We start from the raw sequence: 19,090 nt of genomic DNA on the forward strand, positions 1-19,090 counted from the left end.
TGGCCCCCGCCCGCAGCCGCCGCGGACGCCTCGGGGCGCGGTGGCGCAGCAGCCGGGTCCGGCCCTGCTGGGCGGGGTCGCTGTGGTGCGCTTGCCGGAGGCACACCGGCGTGGCCCTCCCCGGTGGGCCCGGCGGCCCTCGTCCGCGCCGGGGCTTCGCCGGCGGCCGCCGCCCGGCCGGTGCGCCCCCGGCCGCCGTGGGCGGGCGGTGTGCCGCCCGCGCGGGCCCCGGCGGCGTCGGCCGCCGGGGACAGGACCGCGCGGGGCAGCAGGACGACCGCGGTCGTGCCGCCGTACGGGGAGCGGGTGAGGGTCACCGAGATGCCGTGGCGTTCCGCGAGGCGGCCCACCACGTACAGGCCGAGGCGCTCATCCTGGGCCGGGTCGAAGTCGCCCGGGCGGGAGAGCGTGCGGTGCGCCGCGGCGAGTTCCTCCTCGTCGAGGCCGAGACCCCGGTCGTCGATCTCCAGGACGAAGCCGCCCTGCGCCTGGCCCGTCCGCATCGTGACCTGGGTGTGCGGCGGGGAGAACACCGTCGCGTTCTCGACGAGTTCGGCGATCAGATGCACCACGTCCGCGACCGCCTCCGCCGCGACGCCCACATCCGGCATCGGCGGCACCACCACGCGCGCGTAGTCCTCGATTTCGCCGACCGCCGCGCCCACGACGTCGACCACCGGCACCGGCCCGCGCCAGCGCCGTCCGGGCGTCGCGCCGGAGAGGATGATCAGCCCTTCGGCGTGCCGCCGCATCCGGGTGGTCAGATGGTCGATGCGGAAGAGGTCTTCCAGGGTGTCGGGGTCGTCCGTCCTGCGTTCCAGGGTGTCGACGAGCTTGGCCTGGCGGTGCACCAGCGCCTGGTTGCGGCGGGCGATGTTCAGCAGCACGGCGAAGATCCCCCGCCGCAGGGTCGCCTGTTTGACGGCCGCCTCCACCGCGGCCCGCCGCGCGGCGTTGAGTGCGCGTCCCACCTCGTCGATCTCGTCGAGCCCCGGCCGTCCGCCGCGGGCCCGGCCGAAGTCCAGCGGCGGGGCCGCCTCCGCGGCGTCCACATCCTCACCCCCGCTGAGCCTGCGCATCACATCCGGCAGCTGACGGGTCGCCAGCAGATCCGCCGCGTCCCGCAGCTCCTCCAGCCGGCGGGAGATCCGCCGTCCCGAGCGGACGGAGAACCACACGGCCAGACCGACCGCCAGCAGCCCGAGCCCGCCGACGACCGCGGCCTTGACCATCTCGCGGTAGGCGAAGGCGCGCCCCCGGTCCGCGCTGTTCAGCGCCGCCTCGGTGCACAGCAGCATGTACCGCTTGACGGCCCGGTCCGTCGTGGTGCGCCAGGAGTCCTCCGCCATGGCCTCGCCCGCGCCCGACGCGCCCGCCCTCAGCAGCGCGTCCTCGCCCGCCGTGAGCGCCCGGTACTCCGCGCTCCGCTCGAACTCCTCGAACAGCTCCCTGGAGTCCCGGGGCAGGTCGGGGACGTAGGTGCGGTGGAAGACCCGCCGGTCCTCGACGGTGGCGGTGAGGGCGTCGTACTGGCGGTCGGTGAGGCTGCCCGCGGCGCGCGCCCCGGCGACCAGCGCGTCCTCCCGGGAGACGAACTCCCGCACCCGCACCAGTTCGATGACGACCTGAGCCTCCCGCGCCAGCTGCCCCGCCTGGAGCGCCGTGAGCGTCGACTGGACGTCGAAGGCGGGCTCGACGACGGCCGTGTACTCCTCGACGGCCCGGTCCCAGCTGATCGTGCGGGCCAGCACCTGCTGCCGCAGCGCTTCAAGGCCGTCCACGGCCTCGTCCATCGTGTCGAGGGACTGACGCTGGCGGTCCGACAGGTCGGCGCGCCGCTCCTCGTCCCGGATGGCCTCCCGCATGGCCGCCACGGCGCGGTCGGTGGCGCGCTGCTGCTCGGTCAGGGCGGCGACGGAGGCCGTGTCGTCCCGGCCCTTCCCCAGATACGCGGCCGAGACGCGGCGCTCGATCTGGATCTGCCCGACGGCCGTGTCGACGGGTGTGCCGAACGTCTCGTAGACGCCCTGCAGCCGGATCAGGGCCCGCAGATCCCCGGTCACGGACACCATGGCGAAGCTCCACAGCGCCAGCAGGGCGATGACCGGTATGACGGTGAGCGTCACGATCCGTCCGCGGATCGTAGGGCGGCTCAGACGCCGGCGCATGGTCCCCCCGGGACAAGGGATGGCTGAATAAAGGCGGTTACCCTGCGGTAGGGGCAGTCAAGCTACGCGACAGGGTGCCGTAGTGCAACGTTCCTTCAGGTAACCGCCCCCTCCTTGCGAACCGCGGCCGCCCCGGCCTCCGGCCCGGCTCGTCATCCGGCCGCCGTGCCGCGTAGAGTGCGCGCGTCGATCGCGTAAAGTGCGCGCGACGATAGAAACGCGGCAACTGGGTAGGCGAGCCGTGATGAACGCAGAAGCAGCTGAAGCACATGTGGTGATCGAGGCATCGCCGCACGAGGACAGCGTGGCCGCCCGCCAGGCCGCCGCGGCGTTTGTGCTGCGGAACTGCCCCTGGGCGGACGCCGACGCCGTCCTGCTGGTCGTATCGGAACTCGCCGCCAACGTCGCCCGCCACACCGCGGGCTGGTGGCGGCTGCACCTGTCGGCCGGAGCGGACGCGCTGACCGTGGAGATGGAGGACTCCAGTCCACTGCTCCCGGTGCCACGCGAGCCCGACCTCGCGGGTGGCGGCGGCTTCGGCTGGCATATGGTGCTGCGGCTCGCCGGGCAGGTGGAGGTCCGTCCGCTGCCGTACGGAAAGCGAGTTCAGGCCACCTGGATGCGGCCGGCGCCTGCGGGGGCGGCGGAGCCGGTGCCGGCCGCCTGAGCCAGCGGCGGCTCGGCGCCTCCGGCGGGGTTTTCCCCTCCCCTACGCCCTGCGGGGCTCCGCCCGCAGACCCCCCCTTCGGGGGGAAGGGGTACGGGGCTGGGGAGTGTCGTCAAAGTGGCGTCGTCCGCCCGGAGGGCGGGCCGGGCGCGTCTGGTGCTGGGAGCGCCCCCGCGCCCGAAGGGCCGCGGGGGAGATCGCAAGGCGCAGGGTGGGGGCGCCTCCCGGGCCGCCAGGCCCAGGGGGAGAGAGCGCAACGGGCTGCGCTGACGACCGACAACGCCGGAGGGTGCGCGCCAGACGCCGCCCGGCAGACGGGACTTTGACGACACGACCTAGCGCCCCCCGCCCCAGGCGGGCGGCAGCTTCGCGCCGCCGCCCCTGTACGGCCTGAAGGCCGTGTCACCAAGCTCCCCCCAAGGGGCTCAATCCGGCTGCGCCGATTCTCAGCCTCACCGGCGTCGGAAACGCACATTCAGCCCCGCCGGCGATTGAGGCGCAAGAGGCCGCACATTCAAGCCCCGTGGGGGTCCCCCCGGACGGAGTCTGGGGGAGATTGAGGCTCGGGGGTTCGGGGGCGGAGCCCCCGGAAAGGACACCGCCGGCGTCGGCGGGTCACTCCGCCCTCAGCAGCCCCTCCCGCAACCGCGACGTAATCCGCGTCAGCAGCCGCGACACATGCATCTGGGAGACCCCCAGCTCCTCCCCGATCTCCGACTGCGTCATCTCCTCCCCGAACCGCATCCGCAGAATCCGCCGGTCCCTGTCGTCCAGCTCCTGGATCAGCGGCTTGAGCGCCTGGACGTTCTCCGCCGTCTCCAGGTCGGCGTCCGGCCCGCCCAGCCGGTCGGCCAGCGGTGCGGGCGAGTGGTCGGAGGCGTCCTCCATGGGCATGTCGATGGAGCCGGCCGTATAGCCGTTGCTCGCCACGACGCCCTCGATGACCTCTTCCTCCTCGATGCCGAGGTGCTCGGCGAGTTCGGCGGTGGTCGGGGTGCGGTCCAGGTTCTGGGAGAGTTCGTCCACGGCCTTCGCCAGATCGATCCGCAACTCCTGGAGTCTGCGCGGCACATGGACGGCCCAGCTGGTGTCGCGGAAGAAGCGCTTGATCTCGCCGACGATGTACGGGACCGCGAAGGTCGCGAACTCGACCTCCCGGCTGAGCTCGAAGCGGTCGATCGCCTTGATCAGCCCGATGGTGCCGACCTGGACGATGTCCTCCATCTGCTCGGAGCGGTTGCGGAAACGGGCGGCGGCGTACTTGACCAGCGCCAGGTTCAGCTCGATGAGCGTGTTGCGCACATACTGGTGCTCGTGCGTTCCCTCGACCATGGTGTCGAGGCGCTCGAAGAAGAGCTTCGAGATCTCGCGAGCGTCCTGGGGAGCGACTTCGGCCGGGTTCTCCACCACCGGAAGATCCAGCTCCGCCATGTTCGGGCGGTGTGTTCCAGGCTGTGTGAGTTCGGTCGTGACCGGGCTCGCCGTGGACACTTCGTCCTCCCCTGCTCTGTGGCCAATGCAGGGCGCGCCTACCCAGCCTTTCCACGCCCATGCCTGTTTATGCATGTTCCCTGCACGCCCATGCGGACAGGGCCGCGATGGCGACATGACTCCGGCCCCTCGCGTCAGAAGCGAGGGGCCGGAATGCCGAAGTGTCGCGGAGGCGTCAGCTCCAGCTGGCGTGCAGCGGCTTGCCCTCGGCGTAGCCCGCAGCGCTCTGGACGCCGACGATCGCCCGCTCGGCGAACTCCTCAAGCGAGCCCGCGCCCGCGTAGGTGCAGGAGGAGCGGACGCCCGCGATGATCGAGTCGATCAGGTCCTCGACGCCCGGGCGTGCCGGGTCGAGGAACATCCGGGAGGTGGAGATGCCCTCCTCGAACAGCGCCTTGCGGGCGCGGTCGTAAGCGGACTCCTCGCTGGTGCGGTTGCGCACCGCGCGCGAGGAGGCCATGCCGAACGACTCCTTGTACAGCCGGCCGTCGGCCGACTGCTGAAGGTCTCCGGGGGACTCGTATGTGCCGGCGAACCAGGAGCCGATCATGACGTTGGAGGCGCCGGCGGCCAGCGCCATGGCGACGTCGCGCGGGTGGCGCACACCGCCGTCGGCCCAGACGTGCTTGCCGTGCTTCTTCGCCTCGGCGGCGCACTCCAGCACCGCGGAGAACTGCGGGCGGCCCACGCCGGTCATCATGCGGGTGGTGCACATGGCGCCAGGTCCGACGCCGACCTTGACGATGTCGGCGCCCGCCTCGATGAGGTCGCGCACCCCCTGGGCGGCGACGACGTTGCCGGCGACGATCGGCACCCGCGGGTCGAGCGCGCGGACGGCCTTGAGCGCGGAGATCATGTTCTCCTGGTGGCCGTGCGCGGTGTCCACGACAAGCGTGTCCACGCCCGCGTCGAGCAGCTGCTTGGCCTTGCCCGCCACATCGCCGTTGATGCCCACGGCGGCGGCGATGCGCAGCTTGCCCGCGGCGTCGACGGCGGGGGTGTAGAGGGTGGCGCGCAGGGCGCCGCGGCGGGTGAGCACGCCGACCAGACGGCCGTCCGCGTCGACGGCGGGGGCGTAGCGCCGGTTGGCGGCGTCCAGGACGTGGAAGGCCTCGCGCGGGTCGATGTCCGCGTCGAGCTCCAGCAGGTCCGTGGACATGATCTCGGAGAGCTGGGTGAAGCGGTCCACGCCGGTGAGGTCGTGGTCGGTGACGATGCCGACCGGGCGGTGGTTCTCGTCGACGACGACGCCCGCGCCGTGCGCCCGCTTCGGCAGCAGCGACAGCGCGTCGGCGACGGTCTGGTGCGGCGTGAGCACGATCGGGGTGTCGAGCACGTGGTGCCGCGTCTTGACCCAGGAGATGACGTCGGTGACGACGTCGATCGGGATGTCCTGGGGGATGACGACGAGGCCGCCGCGGCGCGCCACGGTCTCGGCCATCCGCCGGCCGGCGATGGCGGTCATGTTCGCGACGACCAGCGGGATGGTCGTGCCGGTGCCGTCCGGGGAAGAGAGGTCGACGCCCTGGCGGGAACCCACGGCCGAGCGGCTCGGCACCATGAACACATCGTCGTACGTCAGGTCGTACGGCGGCTTCAGGTCATTGAGGAAACGCACGTGCTGAACATCCCAGTCGTTCGGAGTTGGCCCCCGGACAGTGCAGCCGGGGAAAACGCACGTACTTCATTGTCCCATGGCGACGACGGTGCACAGCGCAGGAGAAAACTCCAGCTCAGCCTGGGGGCCATCGGCGAATCCTCCAAAGCGTTCCCCGCTGGCCGTACCGGGACCGGCCGTACGGATTCAGCCGTCCGGCGCCGGTCCTCCGACGTCAGCCGTCCGGCGTCAGTCGTCCGGGTCGGCACGGTCCAGGGCAGGCCGCGGGGGCGGCGGCGCGGTCAGCAGCCGGTCGGCCGCCGCGGTGTCCGTGACCAGGCTGGTGACCAGACCGGAACGCAGCACCGCCCCGATGGCCTCCGCCTTGCGCTGGCCGCCGGCGATGGCCACCACCTCGGGGATGCGGCGCAGCCGGTCCGCCTCGACCGTGATGCAGCGCTCGCCGAGGTCCCGGCCGACACGCCGGCCGTCCTTGTCGAAGAGATGGGCGGACATCTCGGCGGCGACGCCGAGCGAGGCGTAGTGGGCCCGCTCCTCGTCGCTGAGCATGTCGTGCACCGTCGAGATGCCCGGCTCCCAGGAGCCGATGGACACCGCGGCGACGGTGACCTTGTCGAAGTATTCAAAGGCCCGCGCGATGCCGGTCTGGTTGCGCAGCGCCGCCGCGGTCGCCGGGTCGGGCAGCAGCATCGGCGCATAGATCGGGTGGGCCTCGCCGCCCGAGACCTGTGCAGCGCGGCGCACCGCCTCGACCGAGCCGCGCTCGGCCGTCCCCGCGTCGTACACGCCCGTCAGCTGGACGACCGTGCACGGCGGCAGCCGGTCCAGGGCCGCCGCCATGTGGATGGTGGACCGGCCCCAGGCCAGGCCCAGCACATCGCCCTCGGTGACCAGCTCGCCCAGCAGATCCGCGGCCACTTCGCCCAGGTTCTCGGGGTCGGGCGACTCGTCCGCGCCCTCCGCGGGGGTCTCCACGACGACCGCGTGCCGCAGGCCGTAGCGGGAGCGGAGCGCGTCGGACCGCTCCGCGTCGAGCTCCGCGGGCACACGGATCTCGATCCTCACGAGGTCGCGTTCGAGCGCCGTCTCCAGAACCCGCGCGACCTTGAAGCGGCTGACGCCGAACTCCTCCGCGATCTGGATCTTGGACTTGCCCTCGAGGTAGAAGCGGCGGGCCATGGCCGCCGCCTGCACCAGCTCCGCGGGTCCCATCCGCAGGGCCGGCCGTCCCGCCGACATGGCAGACACGGCGATCTCCTCACTGCTGTACACACTCCGGACCCGCCATCCTGTCAGATCCGGCGGTCCTTGATCAGCCCTGGTGGGCCAACAACGGTTGAACAAGCTCGGCGGCCGCCGGACCGCGCGGGCGCGCGAGCCGGTGGCCGGATGTCACACCGACCCTATGCCCCATCGACGGTACGCCCCGGAGGGCGGCGCCTTCAGCCGGCCGTAGGGAAACCCGGGCGCACCCGGGGTCGCGCCCCCGAACACCCATACGCCGGGCGGTCGCAACCCCGCGGGCTCGGAAGGGCTGGTCTTTCCCCGTAACTGGGGGCTCTGCCCCAGACCCCCCTCCGGGGGGGGAGGGGCTGCGGGGCTGGCGCCCCGCGCCCCCTGGCGGGCGGCAGCTTCGCGCCGCCGCCCCCGGCACGGCCTGAAGGCCGTGTCCTCCAACTCCCCCAGCTACCTCCCCCACCTCCGTCCGGGAGTACCCCCACGGAGGTGCCCCCGGGGGTACTCCCGCGGAGGCGTCCCCAGGGGTACCCCCCACGGAAGTGCACCCAACAGGCTTGATTTGGCTCCAGCCCCGCCAGCGTTGGACGCGCGCATTCAGCCCCACCGGTGCTTGGGGGCGAGAGTCAGAAACCCAGCCTCGCCAGCGTCGGACGCGCACATTCAGCCTCGCCGGCGATCCGAGGGGCGAGGGCCAGAATCCAGCCCCGCCGGCGTTTGAGGCGCAAGGGGCCGCACAATCAAGCCTCGTGGGGCCCGCGGACGGAGTCTGGGGGAGACTGAGGCGCGGGGGTCCGGGGGCGGAGCCCCCGGGGTCAGTGGGCGCAGGCCCAGGCCGCCGACGCCGTCGCGGCGGTCGCCTTCTCCCGCAGCCCCCGCACCGCCGCAGCCGGATCCCCCGCCCCGTACACCGCCGAGCCCGCCACGAAGACATCCGCGCCCGCCTCCGCGCAGCGCTCGATCGTCGCCTCGGAGACGCCGCCGTCGACCTGCAGCCACAGCTCCAGGCCGTGCTTGGAGATCAGCTCCCGGGTGCGGCGGATCTTCGGCAGCATGATGTCCAGAAACGCCTGGCCGCCGAAGCCCGGTTCCACGGTCATGACCAGCAGCATGTCCAGTTCGGGGAGCAGGTCCTCGTATGGCTCGATGGGCGTCGCGGGCTTGAGCGCCATGGACGCGCGTGCGCCCTTGGACCGGATCTCCCGGGCCAGACGTACCGGTGCAGCCGCCGCCTCGGCGTGGAAGGTGACGGACCCGGCCCCTGCTTCTACGTACTGGGGGGCCCATCGATCGGGGTCCTCGATCATCAGATGGCAGTCCAGCGGGGTGTCCGTCGCCCGGCTGAGGGATTCCACGATGGGCACGCCGAGCGTCAGATTCGGCACAAAGTGGTTGTCCATGACATCGACATGGAGCCAGTCGGCGCCCGCGACGGCCTCCGCCTCCTCCGCCAGGCGGGAGAAGTCGGCGGAGAGGATACTGGGGTTGATCTGAACGGCCATGTGCCAAGCCTGCCATGTTCCCTGGAGCTGCTCGGCGCCGGGAGGGCGGCGAGGCCGTTGGGGGCCTCATGAGCGGTGCGGAGGAACCGGCGGACGCGGCGGCGGGCGCACCGCCGCCGCGGCGGATTCGCCGGGGCGTGGCCCCAGCCGTCTGCGGCAGCAGGACCAAGCAGGCCGCCGAGGCGGTCGCGCGCGATCCGGGGGGCGTGCCCGCGTCGATCGGCGTTCCTGGACATCGGCCACACGGTGTGGCGGCGGCACCGGCTGTCGCGGGGACCGGACCCCGAGGCGCCCGCGAACAGCTGAGCCGCCGGTGACGGGCCCTTCAGGCGGTGCGTCGCAGCAGGGCCAGATACATCGCGTCCGTGCCGTGGAGATGCGGCCACAGCTGGACGTCCGGGCCGTCGCCCAGCGCGGGCACGCCCGGCATCAGGGGCCTGGCGTCCAGCTGCTCGGCGTGGACGGCCGGGCCCCCGCGGCCCTTGAGTACATCGTCGACGACGGCCCTGGTCTCGGCGAGGTGCGGCGAGCAGGTCGCGTATCCGACCACCCCGCCCACGCGCACGGCGGCGATCGCCTCGCGCAGCAGCGCCCGCTGGAGGGGCGCGAAGCCCTCCAGGTCCTCGGGGCGACGCCGCCAGCGGGCCTCGGGCCGTCGGCGCAGGGCGCCCAGCCCCGAGCAGGGGACGTCGACCAGCACCCGGTCGAAGGCTCCGGGCCGCCACGGCGGGCGGGTGCCGTCGGCGGCGACGACCTGGTACGGGCCTGGGTTGCCGGCCAGCGCCCGCGCCACCAGCCGCGCCCGGTGCGGCTGCTTCTCGGCGGCCAGCAGGGACGCGCCGCGTTCCGCCGCGAGCGCGCCCAGCAGCGCGGCCTTGCCGCCGGGGCCCGCGCAGCCGTCGAGCCAGCGGGCGTCGGGGCCGTCGAGGGGGGCGTTGGCGAGGGCGATCGCGACGAGCTGACTGCCCTCGTCCTGGACGCCCGCCCGGCCCTCCCGCACGGCGTCGATCGCGCCCGGCTCACCGCCCTCGGCCAGTCGCACGGCGTACGGGGACCAGCGGCCCGGCAGGGCGGCCTCGTCGCCGAGGGCGTCGAGCAGCTCCGCGGGCGCGGCTCGGCCGGGGCGGGCGACCAAGGTCACCTCAGGCCGTTCGTTGTCCGCCGCCAGCAGCTCCTCGATCCCCTCGCGCGGGCCGCCGAGAGCGTCCCAGAGCGCGGAGACGACCCAGCGGGGATGGGAGTGGACGACCGACAGATGGTCCTCGGGGTCCTCGTCGTAGGGCGGGGCGACCCGCTCCAGCCAGCCGTCCAGGTCGTCCTGAGCGATCTTGCGCAGCACCGCGTTGACGAACTTCGCCCGCCCGTCGCCCAGCACCACGCGCGCCAGCTCCACGCTCGCCGACACCGCCGCGTGCGTGGGGATGCGCGTCCCCAGCAGCTGGTGCGCGCCCAGGGCGAGCACATCCAGCACCGGCGGGTCGACCTCGCGCAGCGGCCGGTCGACGCAGGCGGAGATCACGGCGTCGTAGGTGCCCTGACGGCGCAGCGTCCCGTACACCAGCTCGGTGGCCAGCGCCGCGTCCCGCGTGTCGAATCCGCCTGCCTCGCGGGCCTTGCGCAGCAGCGGCGGCAGCACCAGATTGGCGTACGCGTCCCGCTCGTCGACGGCCCTCAGGGCCTCGAACGCGAGGATCCGCACGGGATCCTTCTGCGGCCTGCGGTAGGGCTTGTGGGGGCGGCGACGGCGCTGCTCGCTCAAAGGTGCTCCGCGTATGACGATGGTGCGAATGTACGGATCTGCACGTACGGGTGCGTACGGGTCCGCACGTATGGGTGGGTACGGGTATCAGCGTACGTCGGCCGTGCCGAGCTTCTCACCGGGGGCGATGCGCACCCCGCGGGCCCAGTCGGCCGCCTTCATCGGCTTCTTTCCCTGCGGCTGCACCCAGAGCAGTTCAACGGCGTGTGAGCCGGTGCCCGCGTACACCCTGTTCTTGCCCGCGTCCAGTTGGCCGGGGGCGAGGTCCGCACGGTCGGGGACCAGCGCCGTCTGGATCAGCTTGAGGCGCTCCCCGCGGAACAGCGTCCAGGCGCCGGGGGCGGGGGTGCAGCCGCGTACGACACGGTCGACGCGGAGCGCGGGAGCGGCGAAGTCCACATGGGCGTCCTCGACGGTGATCTTCGGCGCGTGGGAGACGCCCTCGGCGGGCTGCGGTACGGCCTTGAGGGTGCCGTCCTCGATGCCGTCCATCGTCGCCGCGAGCAGCCCGGCGCCGGCGAAGGCGAGCCGGGTGAGCAGATCGCCGCTGGTGTCGGTGGGCCGTACATGCTCGGTGATCACGCCGTAGACCGGGCCGGAGTCCAGCCCTTCCTCGATCTGGAAGGTGGACGCTCCGGTCATCTCGTCCCCGGCGAGGATGGCGTGCTGGACCGGTGCGGCGCCGCGCCACGCGGGCAGCAGCGAGAAGTGGAGGTTGACCCACCCGTGGGCGGGGATGTCCAGCGCCGCCCGGGGCAGCAGCGCGCCGTACGCGACGACCGGGCAGCAGTCGGGCGCGATCTCACGCAGCCGCGCCAGAAACGCCTCGTCGCGCGGCTTGCCCGGCTTGAGCACCTCGATGCCCGCCTCCTCGGCACGCTCGGCCACCGGGCTGGCGACCAGCCGCCGCCCGCGCCCGGCGGGCGCATCGGGCCGGGTGACGACGGCGGCCACCTCATGCCGGTCGGAGGCGATCAGGGCGTCCAGGGCGGGTACGGCGACCTCGGGGGTGCCGGCGAAGACGAGCTTCATCGGTGGCTGACTGCCTCTCGGGGTGGGCTCCCGTGCTGGAGCGTGGGAAGACGAGCAGCGCACCAGTCTATGTGCGGGCCTCCGGGAGGGCTGCGGGTCTGGCGCCCGGGGACCGTGGGGGGACCCCACTTCCCGTATCTGGGGGCTCCGCCCCCAGACCCCCTGTACGGCCTTCGGCCGTGTCCTCAAACGCCGGACGGGCTCAAATCAGCCCCGCCGGCGTTTGAGGCGCGGGGGTGCGGGGGCGGAGCCCCAGGCAGGGGGCGTACGGGTGGGCGCGCGCCCTGTGCATATGCGCACACGCCCCCGCACCGTGACCACTTCCCCACGTCCCGCGTTGGTCAAGAGAGATTGACCCAAGCGGGCCGCCCCAGACGCGGCCCGACCCCTTTTCAACGCCGGTTCGAGAGGCTTGTCAATGGCCGACCACGCAACCCACGACGCCCAAGCCCGGGCCAGCCTGCATCTGTTGGTGCGGGACATCGAGCGGGTCCGCCGGCAGGTGGACGCCCTGCGGACGCTCACCGCCCAGCTGGGAAATGTCTACCGCCCGCGCCGCTCCGGCCCGTCCACGGGCTTCGTCGTCTACGGCAGGGCGCCGGCCCCGACCGTCCGACTCGCCCAGGAACTGCGGGACAGCGTCGAGACGCTGGTGACCGCGGCGGTGGACTTCGACCGCTCGCTGGGCTTCTCGTGGGACGCCGTGGGCTCGGCGCTCGGGGTCACCAAGCAGGCGGTGCACCGCCGGTACGGCTCCCGCCGCACCGCCGCGCAGCAGACGGGCGCGGCCGCCGCCGAACACAACGGGGACGCGACGGCGCGGCCGCTGTCGGTGGGCGGCGGCACGGGCATGGCCGCGGTGCCCGCCGCCCGTCCGATGCCGCCGCAGCCGACGGCGGCCACTGGTCCATCCCTCCGCGAGGAGGCCCGCCCGAGCGCCTTCCCCGGCCCGCGCAACGGCTGACCCCTCCCCGGCTGCCCCCGGCCTCCGCGCCGGGGGCAGCCGTATGTCGCTCGTCAGCCGATGTCCGGGGGGTCGATGCGGAGGCGGACGGGGGGTTCGGAGCCCCGGGTCAGGCGGGAGGCCCGGGCGGACTTGAGCGCGGTGGCGAGGGACGCGCCGCTGCCCGGGGGGACGCGGATCAGGGCGCGCTGCCAGCGCTCGCCGGGCGGGGGGTCGCCCGGACGGCGCGGGCGGCCGGATGGGATGACCGGAAGCGCCACCGGGCCCAGCACCTCCGCTTCGTCCGGCAGCTGCGCATCCGCGAGGAAGGAGGCCACGGCCTCCGCGCCGCCCGTGACCGCCGCCATCCGGGACACCGGAGGAAAGCCGAGCTCCGCACGCTCCGCCAGCTCACGCTGGGCATGGCCGACAGGGTCCCAGCGCACCAGGGCCTGGACGGGCCGCAGGGTCGGCTCTGCCACGACAACGACGACTCCGCCCGCGCTCTGCGCCCGTACGAGCGACGCCGCGTCGAGCCAGCGTCTCAGCGCCTCCTCCCCCGCGCGGAGGTCGGGGCGGCCGAGCATGGCCCATCCGTCGAGGAGGACGGCGGCGGCATAGCCGCCCTCGGCGACCGGTTCCGCGCCGGGGGTGCTGACCACCAGTGCGGGCTGTCCGGGCGCGCAGTTGAGAACGTCGAGAACATGGTCCCGTCCCGAGGTGCGCACCGGGACGGCCGGGAACACCCGGCCGAGCTCCTCCGCGGTACGCCGCGCGCCGACGACCCGGGCGCGCAGCCGGGTGCCGCCGCACTCCGGGCAGTGCCACTCCCCCGTGTGCCGTCCGCACCAGCCACAGGTCAGCGCCTGTTCGTCCGGGGCCTGAAGGGGACCGGCGCAGTGCCCGCAGCGGGCGGGCGCACGGCAGCGCTCGCAGGCGAGCCGGGGCACATAGCCGCGCCGGGGCACCTGCACCAGCACGGGGCCGGTCCGCAGCCCGTCCCGTATCGCCTGCCAGGCGAGGCTCGGCAGCCGGGCGGCCCGCGCCGCCTCGTCCCGCGCCAGATCGGTGTCGCCCACCGTCCGGACGAGCGGTGCGGCCGCCCGCACCTGGTCGCGTCCGGCGGCCAGCGGCAGCGCCCAGCCGCTCTCGACGAGCTGCGCCGCCTCCACCGTGCAGCTGACGCCGCCGAGCAGGAATCCGCACCCTTCGTGTGTGGCGCGCAGTTCGAGGACCTCCCGCACATGCGGAAACGGCGCGTTCTCATCGCTGTGGCTGGAGTCGCCGTCGTCCCAGACGGCGACCAGTCCGAGATCCCGTACGGGGGCGAACATCGCGGCCCGGGTCCCCACGACCGCCCGCACCGAGCCGCGGCGCACGGCGAGCCACTGCCGGTAGCGCCGCTCCGGGCCGGACTCCGCGGTCAGCAGCGCGTGCCGGCCTTCTCCGAGGAGCGCCGTGAGCGCGGCGTCGATCCGTGCCGCGCGCCGGCCGTCGGGCGCCACGACCAGTGCGCCCCGCCCCGAGGCGAGCGTCGCGGCCACGGCGCGGGCCAGCTCGTCCGGCCAGTGCGGCCCCGGCAGCGCCGTCCACACGGCGCGCGGGACGCCCCCTTTGGCCAGGGATTCAAGGAACGCCGGACCCCGCCCGTACCGCTCCCAGGAGCCGGCGGCCGGGGGCTCAGGGGCGGGCAGCGGCTCGGGAGACGGCTTTGACTCCGCCCGGCCGTTTCGCGGCGGGATCGCGAGCTGCAGGACATCCGCCAGGCTGCCCGCGTACCGGTCGGCGACCGCTCGTGCGAGGGCGAGCGTCTGCGGGCTGAGGACCGGCTCGGGCGAGACCACATAGGCCAGTGCGGCGAGCGCCCCGGCGTAGTCGCTCTCGGCGCGGCGCTCGATCAGGAATCCGTCGACCAGACCGCCGCCCTCGCGCCGCCCTTCCCTGACCCGGTGCCCTCCGGCCCCGAACCGGACCCGCACCCGCACTCCCGGCTGTGCCTCGGCGTCGAGCTCCTCGGGGACCGCGTAGTCGAAATACTGGTCGAGGTGGAGCAGGCCCTTGTTCACCACCACCCGGGCGACCGGCAGTTCCTTCGCCAGCGCGGCGCCTCGCCAGGTCCGCGGCTTGGCCTTCGGGACCTTGGCTTTGCGCACGGTCTCGCGTATCAGCGCAAGCTGCTCCGGCCCGCCGTCGGCGGCGGGCTCCCCGGGCCGCTTGTTCTCGCTGCTCACAGCCTCATTCCTACCAGAGGCGACTGACAGCGCCAGGGGAGAGCGCTGGGCCACGGCAGGGGTGTGGAAGGGGCACGGCAGAGGCACGGCCGGGGCATTGGAAAACACCGGGCCCGGCCCCGCGCGGAGCGGGGGCCGGGCCCGGTGACGGACAAGCGGCTTACAGACCTGCTTACAGACCCGCGGCGGCGCGCAGGGCGTCCACGCGGTCGGTGCGCTCCCAGGTGAAGTCGGGCAGCTCACGGCCGAAGTGGCCATAGGCGGCCGTCTGGGCGTAGATGGGCCGCAGCAGGTCGAGGTCGCGGATGATGGCGGCCGGGCGCAGGTCGAAGACCTGGGCGATGGCCTGCTCGATCTTGTCCACGTCGACGGTCTCGGTGCCGAAGGTCTCGACGAACAGACCGACGGGCTCGGCCTTGCCGATCGCGTACGCCACCTGGACCTCGCAGCGGGCCGCGAGCCCGGCCGCGACGACGTTCTTGGCGACCCAGCGCATCGCGTACGCCGCGGAACGGTCCACCTTGGACGGGTCCTTGCCGGAGAACGCGCCACCGCCGTGCCGCGCCATGCCGCCGTACGTATCAATGATGATCTTCCGGCCGGTCAGGCCCGCGTCGCCCATCGGACCGCCGATCTCGAACCGGCCCGTCGGATTCACCAGCAGCCGGTAGCCGTCGGTGTCGAGCTTGATGCCGTCCTCGACGAGCTGCTTCAGGACGTGCTCGACGACGAACTCGCGGATGTCCGGTGCGAGCAGCGAGTCCAGGTCGATGTCGGAGGCGTGCTGCGAGGAGACGACGACCGTGTCCAGACGGGCGGCCTTCTCGCCGTCGTACTCGACGGTGACCTGGGTCTTGCCGTCGGGGCGCAGATAGGGGATGGTCCCGTTTTTGCGGACCTCGGACAGCCGGCGGGAGAGCCGGTGCGCCAGGTAGATCGGCAGCGGCATCAGCTCGGGCGTCTCGTCGCACGCGTAGCCGAACATCAGGCCCTGGTCGCCGGCGCCCTGCTTGTCCAGCTCATCTTCATCGCCCTCGACACGGGACTCGTACGCCGTGTCCACGCCCTGGGCGATGTCGGGCGACTGCGCGCCGATGGAGACCGAGACGCCGCAGGACGCGCCGTCGAAGCCCTTCTTGGAGGAGTCGTAGCCAATCTCGAGGATCTTGTTGCGGACGAGCGTGGGGATGTCGGCGTAGGCCTTGGTGGTGACCTCGCCCGCGACATGCACCAGGCCGGTGGTGATCAAGGTCTCCACGGCGACGCGGGAGGTCGGGTCCTCCCGCAGCAGCGCGTCGAGAATGGTGTCGCTGATCTGGTCGGCGATCTTGTCGGGGTGACCCTCGGTCACAGACTCCGAGGTGAAGAGACGGCGGGACACATCGCTCCCTGAGGTTGCAGCGGCTGCTGGCTGATCATGGCTGGACCGGCAGGGGCTGCGCCCCGGACGTCCGCCGACCAGTTTATCCGCCGCGGTCCGCGGACGGACAACCCGTCTCGCCCGATGGAAGTGTCCTGACCTGTGGCCCGGCGGAAAATCAGACGTCAAATAGGACCTTGACCAGTGGTAATACGCCGGTTTTGGTGTGATTTCATACGGCCGTACGGGTGACTCGGCGGCTTATCCGAGCTGTGGAGCCACCAGATCCCAGACGATCTCCGCCAGGGCCTCCTTGGGCCCGTACGGCACGGGCGTCTCACCGCCGTCGGCCGTCAGCACGACGGCCTCGTTCTGCTCGGAGCCGAAGGTCTTGCGCTCCCCCACTTCGTTGACGACCAGCAGGTCACAGCCCTTGCGGCGGAGCTTCTCGCGGCCGTTGGCGAGCACGTCGTCCGTCTCGGCGGCGAAGCCGACGACCACCTGTCCGGGGTGGGCCCGGTCGGCGGAGATCTCCGCCAGGATGTCGGGGTTGCGGACCAGCGCGACAGGGGCCGGCTCCTGGCCGTCCTTCTTCTTGATCTTGCCGCTGGCGTACTCGGCGGGACGGAAGTCGGCGACGGCGGCGGCCATCACCACCGCGTCGGCGTCGGCCGCCGCCTTGAGGACGGCCTCCCGCAGCTGCAGGGCGGTGCCGACGCGGACCACGTCGACCCCGGCCGGGTCCGGCAGCCCGGTGTTGGCCTCGATCAGGGTCACGCGCGCGCCGCGGGCCGCGGCGACGGCGGCCAGGGCGTACCCCTGCTTCCCGGAGGAACGGTTCCCCAGGTAGCGGACGGGGTCGAGCGGCTCACGCGTGCCGCCCGCGCTGACCACCACATGGCGGCCGGCCAGGTCGGCGACGGCCGCGTCCGCGCCGCGGGCGAGCACCCGCCGGCACACCTCGAAGATTTCGGCGGGCTCCGGCAGCCGGCCCTTGCCGGTGTCGACGCCGGTGAGCCGGCCGCTGGCGGGCTCGATGACGAGGGCGCCGCGGCGGCGCAGCGTCGCCACATTCTCCCGGGTCGCCGGGTGCTCCCACATCTCCGTGTGCATGGCGGGCGCGAAGACGACGGGACAGCGTGCTGTGAGGAGGGTGTTGGTCAGCAGGTCGTCGGCGAGGCCATGGGCGGCCTTGGCCAGGGTGTCGGCGGTGGCGGGCGCGACCACCACGAGATCGGCCTGCTGGCCGATGCGCACATGGGGCACCTCGTGGACGTCGTCCCAGACCTCGGTGGAGACGGGGTGGCCCGAGAGCGCCGACCAGGTGGCCGCGCCGACGAAGTTCAGCGCGGAGGCGGTCGGCACCACCCGTACGTCATGGCCGGACTCGGTGAGCCGGCGCAGCAGCTCGCACGCCTTGTAGGCGGCGATTCCGCCGCTGACGCCCAGGACGACCCGCGGCCTGCCCGCTGACGCCTTGCCGGATGCCGCGTCATTCACTGTCGCCTCGTCCACCGCTGTCTCTCCCCGCACTCGGCTGTGTCCTGTCCCCATGACACACCCAAGGCCCGGCGGATGACCGCCAGGCCTTGGGTGAGGTGAAAAATCGGGCCTTACTGGGCCGGGCCCTCAACGGCCTCGGAGGTCAGCAGACCGGCGTTGATCTCGCGCAGCGCGATCGAGAGCGGCTTCTCGTGGACGTGCGTGTCCACCAGCGGGCCCACGTACTCAAGCAGGCCCTCGCCGAGCTGCGAGTAGTACGCGTTGATCTGGCGCGCACGCTTGGCCGCGTAGATCACGAGGCTGTACTTCGAGTCGGTGGCCTCGAGCAGCTCGTCGATCGGCGGGTTGATGATGCCCTCGGGCGCGGTCATGGAAGAGGACACTCTCTAGCCTTCCGAAAGAACGTGCAGAATGAAATGATCCGAAAACGATCAAACAACTGCCATCAAGGCTAGCAGCTCACGAGCCACGTCCTCGACGGAGGTGTTGACCAGGGTGGTGTCAAACTCCGACTCGGCAGCCAGCTCCGTCCTGGCGGCCGCCAGCCGGCGCTCGATGACCTCGGGGGACTCGGTGCCGCGGCCGGTGAGCCGGCGGACCAGCTCCTCCCAGCTCGGCGGGGCGAGAAAGACCAGCCGGGAGTCCGGCATGGACTCCTTGACCTGCCGGGCCCCCTGGAGGTCGATCTCCAGCAGCACGGGCTCCCCGGCCTCCAGCCGTTCGAGCACGGCACGGCGCGGCGTGCCGTACCGGTTGCCCGCGAACTCGGCCCACTCCAGCAACTCGCCGTTGGCGATCAGCTTGTCGAACTCCTCGTCGGTGACGAAGAAATACTGAACGCCATGACGCTCGCCGGGGCGCGGCTTCCGGGTGGTCGCCGACACCGAGAGCCAGACCTCGGGGTGAACCTTGCGCATATGGGCGACGACCGTGCTCTTGCCGACCCCGGAGGGGCCGGAGAGCACGGTCAGCCGCGGACGTGCCTCTGCTGCCATGCAGCGATTATCCAGGTTCCCGGGAGCGCCGGAGAACGTCAGGAGCCGGTGGAGCCGAACTCCTTCTCCAGGGAGGCGATCTGGTTGGTGCCGAGGCCGCGCACCCGGCGGCTCTCGGAGATGCCGAGCCGTTCCATGATCTGCTTGGCCCGGACCTTGCCGACGCCGGGCAGGGACTCCAGGAGGGCGGAGACCTTCATCTTGCCGATGACGTCGTCCTTCTGGCCCTGCTGGATGACCTCGTGGAGGGAGGCGCCGGAGTGCTTGAGTCGATTCTTGACCTCGGCCCGCGCCCGGCGAGCCGCGGCGGCCTTTTCGAGCGCGGCTGCGCGCTGTTCGGGGGTAAGGGGCGGAAGAGCCACGCCTACGTCACCTCGGATGTCGAACTGTCGGATACGGACCGGTGAGGAACCTAGTCGCCCCACACCAGGCGAGCAACGAGCAACGCAGTGCACGTTCGCTCTTCGTCGGAGACTAGCGGCCGATGCCGCTCCAGTCAGCGAGAACAGAGGAAAAGTCCTGGTCAGCATCGCATGACCGGGACATTTAGGACATAAAGCGCGGATTTTGGGCCAAGTTTTTCTC

Annotated in this window: 14 protein-coding genes and 1 pseudogene; 2 read left to right on the forward strand and 13 right to left on the reverse strand. The window is 72.6% G+C overall.

Features of this window, described 5'->3' with window-relative positions; genetic code table 11:
* Positions 1–320: 320 nt before the first annotated feature.
* A pseudogene (locus OF819_RS12995) lies at positions 321–2,168 on the reverse strand (nitrate- and nitrite sensing domain-containing protein); the annotation flags it as partial.
* Positions 2,169–2,412: 244 nt separating this feature from the next.
* Here OF819_RS12995 and OF819_RS13000 point away from each other — a divergent pair.
* Complete coding sequence (locus OF819_RS13000) at positions 2,413–2,835, forward strand: ATP-binding protein (RefSeq protein ID WP_267243628.1); 423 nt, start codon at positions 2,413–2,415, stop codon at positions 2,833–2,835.
* 615 nt (positions 2,836–3,450) lie between these two features.
* On the opposite strand, the gene OF819_RS13005 is transcribed toward OF819_RS13000, so the two are convergent.
* From OF819_RS13005 to fmt, 6 genes are all read right to left on the reverse strand, one after another.
* A complete protein-coding gene (locus tag OF819_RS13005; RefSeq protein ID WP_416370522.1) occupies positions 3,451–4,326 on the reverse strand; it encodes an RNA polymerase sigma factor SigF in 876 nt (291 codons plus the stop codon).
* A gap of 175 nt (positions 4,327–4,501) precedes the next feature.
* On the reverse strand, positions 4,502–5,944 hold the full coding sequence (locus OF819_RS13010) for a GuaB1 family IMP dehydrogenase-related protein (RefSeq protein WP_267243630.1): 1,443 nt from the start codon (positions 5,942–5,944) through the stop codon (positions 4,502–4,504).
* A 228-nt stretch (positions 5,945–6,172) separates the two neighbouring features.
* The gene (locus OF819_RS13015) at positions 6,173–7,216 is read right to left on the reverse strand and encodes a sugar-binding transcriptional regulator (RefSeq protein WP_267243631.1); all 1,044 of its coding nucleotides are present in this window, start codon (positions 7,214–7,216) and stop codon (positions 6,173–6,175) included.
* A 779-nt stretch (positions 7,217–7,995) separates the two neighbouring features.
* Positions 7,996–8,682, reverse strand: a complete 687-nt coding sequence (gene rpe, locus OF819_RS13020; RefSeq protein WP_267243632.1) for a ribulose-phosphate 3-epimerase — start codon at positions 8,680–8,682, stop codon at positions 7,996–7,998.
* 325 nt (positions 8,683–9,007) lie between these two features.
* Positions 9,008–10,441 carry an RsmB/NOP family class I SAM-dependent RNA methyltransferase gene (locus OF819_RS13025; protein WP_267243633.1) on the reverse strand — a complete coding sequence of 478 codons (1,434 nt, stop codon included), beginning with the start codon at positions 10,439–10,441 and terminating at the stop codon, positions 9,008–9,010.
* An 87-nt stretch (positions 10,442–10,528) separates the two neighbouring features.
* Positions 10,529–11,473 carry a methionyl-tRNA formyltransferase gene (fmt, locus tag OF819_RS13030; RefSeq protein WP_267243634.1) on the reverse strand — a complete coding sequence of 315 codons (945 nt, stop codon included), beginning with the start codon at positions 11,471–11,473 and terminating at the stop codon, positions 10,529–10,531.
* Positions 11,474–11,891: 418 nt separating this feature from the next.
* Here fmt and OF819_RS13035 point away from each other — a divergent pair, with 418 nt between their 5' ends.
* A complete protein-coding gene (locus OF819_RS13035; protein ID WP_267243635.1) occupies positions 11,892–12,437 on the forward strand; it encodes a hypothetical protein in 546 nt (181 codons plus the stop codon).
* A 53-nt stretch (positions 12,438–12,490) separates the two neighbouring features.
* Here OF819_RS13035 and OF819_RS13040 read toward each other — a convergent pair whose 3' ends face one another.
* The 6 genes from OF819_RS13040 to OF819_RS13065 form a co-directional block, all read right to left on the reverse strand.
* Positions 12,491–14,647, reverse strand: a complete 2,157-nt coding sequence (locus tag OF819_RS13040) for a primosomal protein N' (protein WP_267243636.1) — start codon at positions 14,645–14,647, stop codon at positions 12,491–12,493.
* Positions 14,648–14,819: 172 nt separating this feature from the next.
* On the reverse strand, positions 14,820–16,028 hold the full coding sequence (gene metK, locus OF819_RS13045; RefSeq protein ID WP_267243637.1) for a methionine adenosyltransferase: 1,209 nt from the start codon (positions 16,026–16,028) through the stop codon (positions 14,820–14,822).
* 240 nt (positions 16,029–16,268) lie between these two features.
* Positions 16,269–17,522 carry a bifunctional phosphopantothenoylcysteine decarboxylase/phosphopantothenate--cysteine ligase CoaBC gene (gene coaBC, locus OF819_RS13050; protein ID WP_267243638.1) on the reverse strand — a complete coding sequence of 418 codons (1,254 nt, stop codon included), beginning with the start codon at positions 17,520–17,522 and terminating at the stop codon, positions 16,269–16,271.
* A 98-nt stretch (positions 17,523–17,620) separates the two neighbouring features.
* Positions 17,621–17,893 (reverse strand): DNA-directed RNA polymerase subunit omega, encoded by a 273-nt coding sequence (gene rpoZ, locus OF819_RS13055; protein WP_093658262.1) that lies wholly within the window; start codon positions 17,891–17,893, stop codon positions 17,621–17,623.
* A gap of 48 nt (positions 17,894–17,941) precedes the next feature.
* Positions 17,942–18,505 (reverse strand): guanylate kinase, encoded by a 564-nt coding sequence (gene gmk / locus OF819_RS13060; RefSeq protein WP_267243639.1) that lies wholly within the window; start codon positions 18,503–18,505, stop codon positions 17,942–17,944.
* 38 nt (positions 18,506–18,543) lie between these two features.
* The gene (locus tag OF819_RS13065; RefSeq protein ID WP_267243640.1) at positions 18,544–18,867 is read right to left on the reverse strand and encodes an integration host factor; all 324 of its coding nucleotides are present in this window, start codon (positions 18,865–18,867) and stop codon (positions 18,544–18,546) included.
* Positions 18,868–19,090 lie beyond the last annotated feature (223 nt).

Source organism: Streptomyces sp. PR69, from assembly GCF_026420845.1.
Taxonomy (GTDB): Bacteria; Actinomycetota; Actinomycetes; order Streptomycetales; family Streptomycetaceae; genus Streptomyces.